Here is a 6,286-nt window from a genome sequence, read left to right on the forward strand (position 1 = left end):
AACCACCGAATGCTGAGCAAAAGCGACGTCACCGAGATGATCTACGAGAAGAAACGGACTGCAGGCCTGAGCTGGGCGTCCATCGCGGAAGACATAGGGATGAGCGAGGTCTTTGTGACTTCGGCATGTCTTGGCATGAACTCCTTGCCCAAGGACAAGGCGGAAGCACTGACCCGCAATCTGGGTCTGCCCCAGGAGGCAGCTATCGTTCTTGCGGAGTTTCCGAACAAGACGTTCTCACAGACGGTTCCGACCGATCCCTGCATCTACCGTTTCTACGAGATCATTGGTGTCTATGGCCAAACCTTGAAGGAGCTGATCCAGGAAAAAGGCGGTGACGGCATCATGAGCGCGATCGACTTCGACATGAGTGTCGACAAGGTGCCTTACGAAAAAGGCGACCGCATCGAGATCAAGATGACCGGGAAATTCCTTTCCTACAACGCCTGGTAAGAGCCGCCGCCCCCGCAAAGGGGGGCGGATGCCTTCCCCCCACAACAAACCAGAAGAAACAAGGGAACTCACGTCATGAGCGAAGTGGCCAGAACGGTAAAGACAACCTGCCCCTATTGTGGGGTCGGGTGTGGTGTTCTTGCTACCCGCCAGCCGGATGGCGCTGTCAGCGTGAAGGGCGATCCGGATCATCCGGCCAATTTCGGCCGTCTGTGCTCCAAGGGTTCTGCCCTTGCTGAAACCCTGTCACTGGACGACCGGCTCCTTCATCCCGAAATCAATGGCGCCCGCGCCTCCTGGGACGAAGCGCTGGATCTGGTCGCCGCCCGGTTCTCCGATGCGATTGCGGAACATGGTCCAGACAGCGTTGCTTTCTATGTCTCGGGCCAGATCCTGACCGAGGATTATTATGTCGCCAACAAGCTGATGAAGGGCTTTATCGGCTCGGCCAATATCGACACCAACTCCCGCCTTTGCATGGCATCTTCTGTTGCCGGTCACCGCCGGGCCTTCGGGTCAGACACGGTTCCGGGCACCTATGAGGATCTGGAACAGGCCGACCTGGTGATTTTGACCGGTTCGAACCTCGCCTGGTGCCACCCGGTTCTCTTTCAGCGGCTGGAAGCCGCCAAGGCGGCCAATCCGGCGCTTCGCATCGTCACCATCGACCCGCGCCGCACGGCAACCAGCGCTCTGGCGGACCTGCACCTGGGTCTTGCGCCCGACACGGATGTGGCCCTGTTCAACGGCCTTCTCTCGTATCTGTCGGAGAACGGCTATCTTGATGAGGGCTATATCTCCCGGCACACGAATGGCTTTGAAGAGGCGCTGGGCGCAGCGGGTGCTTGCGACATTTCCCGCATTTCTGAAGAGACCGGACTGTCGCGTCAGGACATCGCCCGCTTTTTTGATCTGGCTGCCCGTACGGAAAAAATGGTCACCGTCTACAGCCAGGGCGTCAACCAGTCTGTTACCGGCACTGACAAGGTCAACGCGATCCTGAATGTTCATCTGGCAACTGGCCGGATCGGCCGGGCCGGGATGGGGCCTTTCTCGGTGACGGGTCAGCCCAATGCCATGGGCGGGCGCGAGGTGGGGGGCCTTGCCAACATGCTTGCGGCCCATATGGCACTTGAAGATCCGGCTCACCGGTCTCTTGTCCAGTCGTTCTGGCAAAGTCCGCGCATCGCAGATCGTCCGGGTCTGAAGGCGGTCGAGATGTTCCGCGCCGTACGTGAAGGCAAGATCAAGGCGCTCTGGATCATGGCCACCAACCCGGTCGACAGCCTGCCCGATGCGGATGGCGTCGCGGAAGCGCTGAAGCTCTGTCCCTTCGTTGTGGTCTCCGACGTGACCCGCGCCGCAGACACCATGGACTATGCCCATGTTGCGTTACCTGGCGCAGCCTGGGGCGAAAAGGACGGAACGGTCACAAATTCCGAACGCCGCATTTCCCGCCAGCGCCGCTTTCTGGAGCTTCCGGGCGAGGCCCGGCCGGACTGGTGGGCGCTGAGCGAAGTTGCGCGCCGCCTGGGATATGCGGATGCTTTCGCCTACAATGGCTCTGCCGCCATATTCCGCGAACATGCGCAGCTTTCGGCGATCGGAAATGGAGGCACGAGAGACTTCGATATTGGTGCGATGGCCGATCTCAGTGCAGGCGCTTATGAGGAGCTTCCCCCATTTCAGTGGCCTGCCCGTGCGGGGCAATCGCTTCACGACAGCCGATTTTTTGCCAGAGGCGGGTTCTTTACACCGGATCGCAAGGCGCGTTTCATTGCCGTAACACCCATCGAGCTGCGCAAGCGGGAACGGAAATATCCGTTTGTGCTGAACACGGGCCGCATCCGCGACCAGTGGCACACCATGACCCGGACGGGGAAAACCGCCCGGCTCACTTCGCACATTGCAGAACCCTTTGCCGAGATTCACCCGGAGGACGCTGCCGCCCTTGGCCTGCGCGATGCTTCCTTGGTCGAGGTGAAGAGCTCCTATGGTGCCGTCATCGTGCGGGCGCAGATTTCAGATCGTGGCAACAAGGGAACGGTCTTCGTGCCCATGCATTGGACGGATCAGTTCTCGTCCAAAGGCCGCGTCGACGCGGTGGTCGCACCCGAAACCGATCCCCATTCCGGCCAGCCCGGCTCCAAGTTCACCCCTGTTTCCCTCAAGGCCGTTCCGGCCCGCTGGTACGGCTTTGCCGTAATGGAGCAGAAACCGGAGCTGCGCGGCATCGACTATTGGGCCATCGCCCCCGTTGCCAACGGTTTTCGTCTGGAGTTCGCAGGCCTTGAGGCCGCTGATTTTACCGATCTGGCAGGCAGGCTTGCCGGCGGCACACTGGCCGGGGCGGAGATCACGTCGTTCCGGGACGATGCATCAAGCACCTGCCGGATGGCCTATTGGCAGGATGGTAAGCTGCGTGCGGCCCTCTTCTTTGCCCGCGAACCGGTCGAAGTCTCCCGCGCCTGGGCCTCTGGCCTGCTTCGCCTTGAGGCGGAGACCCCGGCCAGCCGCCTGCGGGTGCTCGCCGGCCGTCCAGCGGCAGACATGCCCGACAATGGCGCTCTTGTCTGCGCCTGCTATCAGATTGGCGCAAACCAGATCCTGAATGCCGCACGCGGCGGAGCTTGCACTACCGAAGCCATTGGCCAGCTGTTGAAAGCTGGGACCAATTGCGGGTCCTGCCGCTCAGAGATCCGTGGGCTGATCGAAACGGTTTTGACTGAGGAGAAGACGAATGACGGTATCGCGAAAGCCGGTTGAAGTGCCGCGTCCGGCGGCAGCTTCCCGCGAGACAAGCCGCATGGGACCTTTGGCCTGTCTGCCTGTCTTCTTCACTCTGGATGGGCGCAAGGTTGTTGTCGCTGGCGGGTCTGCCGCTGCCGCGTGGAAGGCTGAGCTTCTGGCGGCCAGCGGTGCCGAGGTTCATGTCCAAGCGGTGGATCTCTCGCCAGAGATGGAAAAGCTGCTGAGATCCGGCAGCGTGAAGGGGCGGTTTGTTCATCACGCTGCGCCATGGACCCCGTCTTGTTTGACCGGAGCTGCGCTGGCGATCGCCGATGCAGCCAGTGACGGTGAAGCAAAGGCCTTTGCCTGCGCTGCCCGCGCGGCAGGCGTGCCCTATAATGTGATCGACAATCCGGACTATTGTGCTTTTCAGTTCGGCTCAATCGTCAACCGCTCGCCGGTGGTGATCGGTATTTCGACAAATGGCGTTGCCCCCATCCTCGGTCAGGCCATCCGGCGGCGGATCGAAACCCTTTTGCCCCATTCACTTTCCGGTTGGGCTGCCCTCGCAGGCAAGGTCCGTGCGGGGATCATGGCGCGGCTTGCCGCTGGCCGTCCGCGCCGCGCGTTTTGGGAGAGGTTCACCGAAAAGGCCTTTGCCGGACAGGCCGCGCCTGAAGCCAATGAAGCGGTATTGGCACTGGTGAATGGTCTTTGCGACAGCGCCGCTCTCGAGTTGCAAGACGTGAAGGGGAAGGTCACGCTGGTGGGGGCTGGGCCGGGCGCTGCGGAACACTTGACCCTAAAGGCGGTCCGGGCTCTGCAAGGCGCGGATGTCATCCTCTTTGATGATCTTGTGTCGTCCGATGTGCTGGAGCTTGCCCGGCGGGAGGCCCGGCGCATGATGGTAGGCAAGCGCGGCGGGCGCGAGAGCTGCCGGCAGGAAGACATCAACGATCTTATGTTGTCTCTTGCCCGTCAGGGAAAGTCCGTCGTCCGGCTCAAGTCCGGCGATCCGATGATCTTTGGCCGCGCAGGTGAGGAAATCGAGATGCTGGAGCAGGAGGGGATAGACGTGTCCGTTGTGCCGGGCATCACGGCAGCCTCGGCCATGGCCTCCAGCCTGAAAGTGTCTCTCACCCATCGGGATCATGCCCAGTCGGTCCGGTTCGTCACGGGGCATTCGCGAAAAGGTGAGCTGCCGGAAACCGTCGACTGGAAATCCTTGAAGGATCCGGCGGTGACGACCGTCTTCTATATGGGCGGGCGCATGTCGGGCCGGATCCGGGACCGGCTTTTGAGCGAAGGCTGCAATCCTGCCCTTCCCGTTTGTGCGGTGGCCAATATCTCGCGGCCCGGGGAGCTCCGGTGGTCCGGCAGGCTTGTGGATCTGGAACAGGGCGTTGAAACCCTCTCCACGGATGGTCCGGTGCTCATCGCGGTTGGCGAAGTGTTCCACAGTCTGTCGGGCAAGGCAGAAGCCGGTCCTGTCAGCGCGTCTTTTGAGCGGAGAGTGGCATCGGGGAACCAAGCTATTTTTTGACCGCCTGTCTAAAAAATCACCTTGACCATAGAGGCGGCAGTTCCGTAGGTTTTCTTGACCAAATGGTCAGGCTGGCAATCCGGAACACGAGAAGGCAGAAAATGCTCCGGACGGATTGAGAGGCTGACATCAGCAGGGTCTGCATGGGGCATAGCGCCATGCAGGCAGACCAGCCTTTGAGGCTGTCCCGGGGAGAGGAAGCATGTCCCGGACCTTCGCCATTTGGGTCTGATTCCAGAGGCCTGCCCCTTAAGGCGGCCCGAATAAGGAGAAGGGGAATGGCATTCAATGCATTGAGAGCGCTGGCTCTGTCGTCTGCCCTGGTGGCTGGATTTACAGCTGGAGCCGCTCACGCTGCTGACGCGCTGACCTTGCAGCTCAAGTGGGTGACCCAGGGCCAGTTTGCTGGCTATTATGTCGCCAAGGACAAGGGGTTCTACGAGGAGGAGGGCCTCGACGTCACGATCAAGCCGGGCGGCCCGGACATTGCTCCGCCGCAGGTGATTGCCGGTGGCGGCGCCGATGTGATCGTCGACTGGATGCCATCCGCGCTGGCGTCGCGTGAAAAAGGTGTGCCGCTGGTCAACATTGCCCAGCCGTTCAAGAAGTCCGGCATGATGTTGACCTGCCGGAAGGAAACCGGCATCACCTCTCCGGAAGACTTCAAGGGCAAGACCCTGGGCGTCTGGTTCTTCGGCAATGAATATCCGTTCCTGTCCTGGATGAGCCATCTCAACATGCCAACAGACGGCGGCCCGGACGGGGTGACTGTGCTCAAGCAGGGCTTCAACGTGGATCCACTGCTGCAGAAGCAGGCTGATTGCATCTCCACCATGACCTACAATGAATATTGGCAGGTGATCGATGCCGGTATTCCGGCAGAGGACCTCGTGGTCTTCAAATATGAGGACCAGGGTGTCGCGACGCTGGAAGACGGCCTCTATGTTCTTGAGGACAGTCTCAAGGATCCGGCCATGGTCGACAAATACACGAAGTTCGTCCGTGCTTCCATGAAGGGCTGGGCCTATACGGCCGAGCATCCGGAAGAGGCTGCCGAGATCGTGCTTGAGAATGATGCGACCGGTGCGCAGACCGAAAAGCATCAGGTCCGCATGGTGAAGGAGATTTCTCAGCTGGTGGACGGTTCGGATGGCAAGCTCGATATGGCCGCCTATGACCGTACGGTGAAGTCCCTTCTGTCCGGCGGCTCCGATCCGGTGATCACCAAGGAGCCGGAAGGGGCAACGACCACCGTGGTGACCGACAAGATGTAAACCTGAAGAGGGTTGAAAAGAGAAAGGCCGGGCGGAAAGTCCGGCCTTTTTCATTTTTTCCTGCCTGAATGCTCTTTTTTTCAAATCAGCAGAGATTGTTTTCCGGGAAAAATCAGACAGAAACCAGGGCCAGGCGATAAGGCGGCTGAGAAAAAAACTTAATTCTTACTGTGGGTTAAGGTTCTGTGGATGTTTATGTTTTGGGTTTTTTGTGAGGGTTTTTGTTGGTTTTTGGGGTGTTGGTTGGGTGTTTGTCCACAGGGTGAGTGTTGGGGGATTTTTCAAA

The 6,286-nt window shown here is 60.0% G+C and carries 4 protein-coding genes; all 4 read left to right on the forward strand.

From position 1 onward, the window contains the following. The first annotated feature begins 9 nt into the window (after positions 1–9). A complete protein-coding gene (gene cynS / locus IG616_RS22100) occupies positions 10–453 on the forward strand; it encodes a cyanase (RefSeq protein ID WP_192151024.1) in 444 nt (147 codons plus the stop codon). A 75-nt stretch (positions 454–528) separates the two neighbouring features. Then, entirely contained in the window at positions 529–3,219 is a 2,691-nt protein-coding gene (locus tag IG616_RS22105) for a nitrate reductase (protein ID WP_209008022.1), read from the forward strand. Between the two features lie 40 nt (positions 3,220–3,259). Continuing rightward, positions 3,260–4,726, forward strand: a complete 1,467-nt coding sequence (cysG, locus tag IG616_RS22110) for a siroheme synthase CysG (protein WP_192151032.1) — start codon at positions 3,260–3,262, stop codon at positions 4,724–4,726. A gap of 278 nt (positions 4,727–5,004) precedes the next feature. After that, positions 5,005–6,000, forward strand: coding sequence for an ABC transporter substrate-binding protein (locus tag IG616_RS22115; RefSeq protein WP_192151026.1), 996 nt, complete (start codon positions 5,005–5,007; stop codon positions 5,998–6,000). Positions 6,001–6,286: the final 286 nt, after the last annotated feature.

Origin of the sequence: Roseibium litorale, assembly GCF_014842915.1 — a bacterium.
Classification (GTDB): domain Bacteria; phylum Pseudomonadota; class Alphaproteobacteria; order Rhizobiales; family Stappiaceae; genus Roseibium; species Roseibium litorale.

Coding starts and splice junctions, on each gene's coding strand:
- cynS (WP_192151024.1), top strand. CDS start 10: ATGCTGAGCAAAAGCGACGTCACCGAGATGATCTACGAGAAGAAACGG.
- IG616_RS22105 (WP_209008022.1), top strand. CDS start 529: ATGAGCGAAGTGGCCAGAACGGTAAAGACAACCTGCCCCTATTGTGGG.
- cysG (WP_192151032.1), top strand. CDS start 3,260: ATGGGACCTTTGGCCTGTCTGCCTGTCTTCTTCACTCTGGATGGGCGC.
- IG616_RS22115 (WP_192151026.1), top strand. CDS start 5,005: ATGGCATTCAATGCATTGAGAGCGCTGGCTCTGTCGTCTGCCCTGGTG.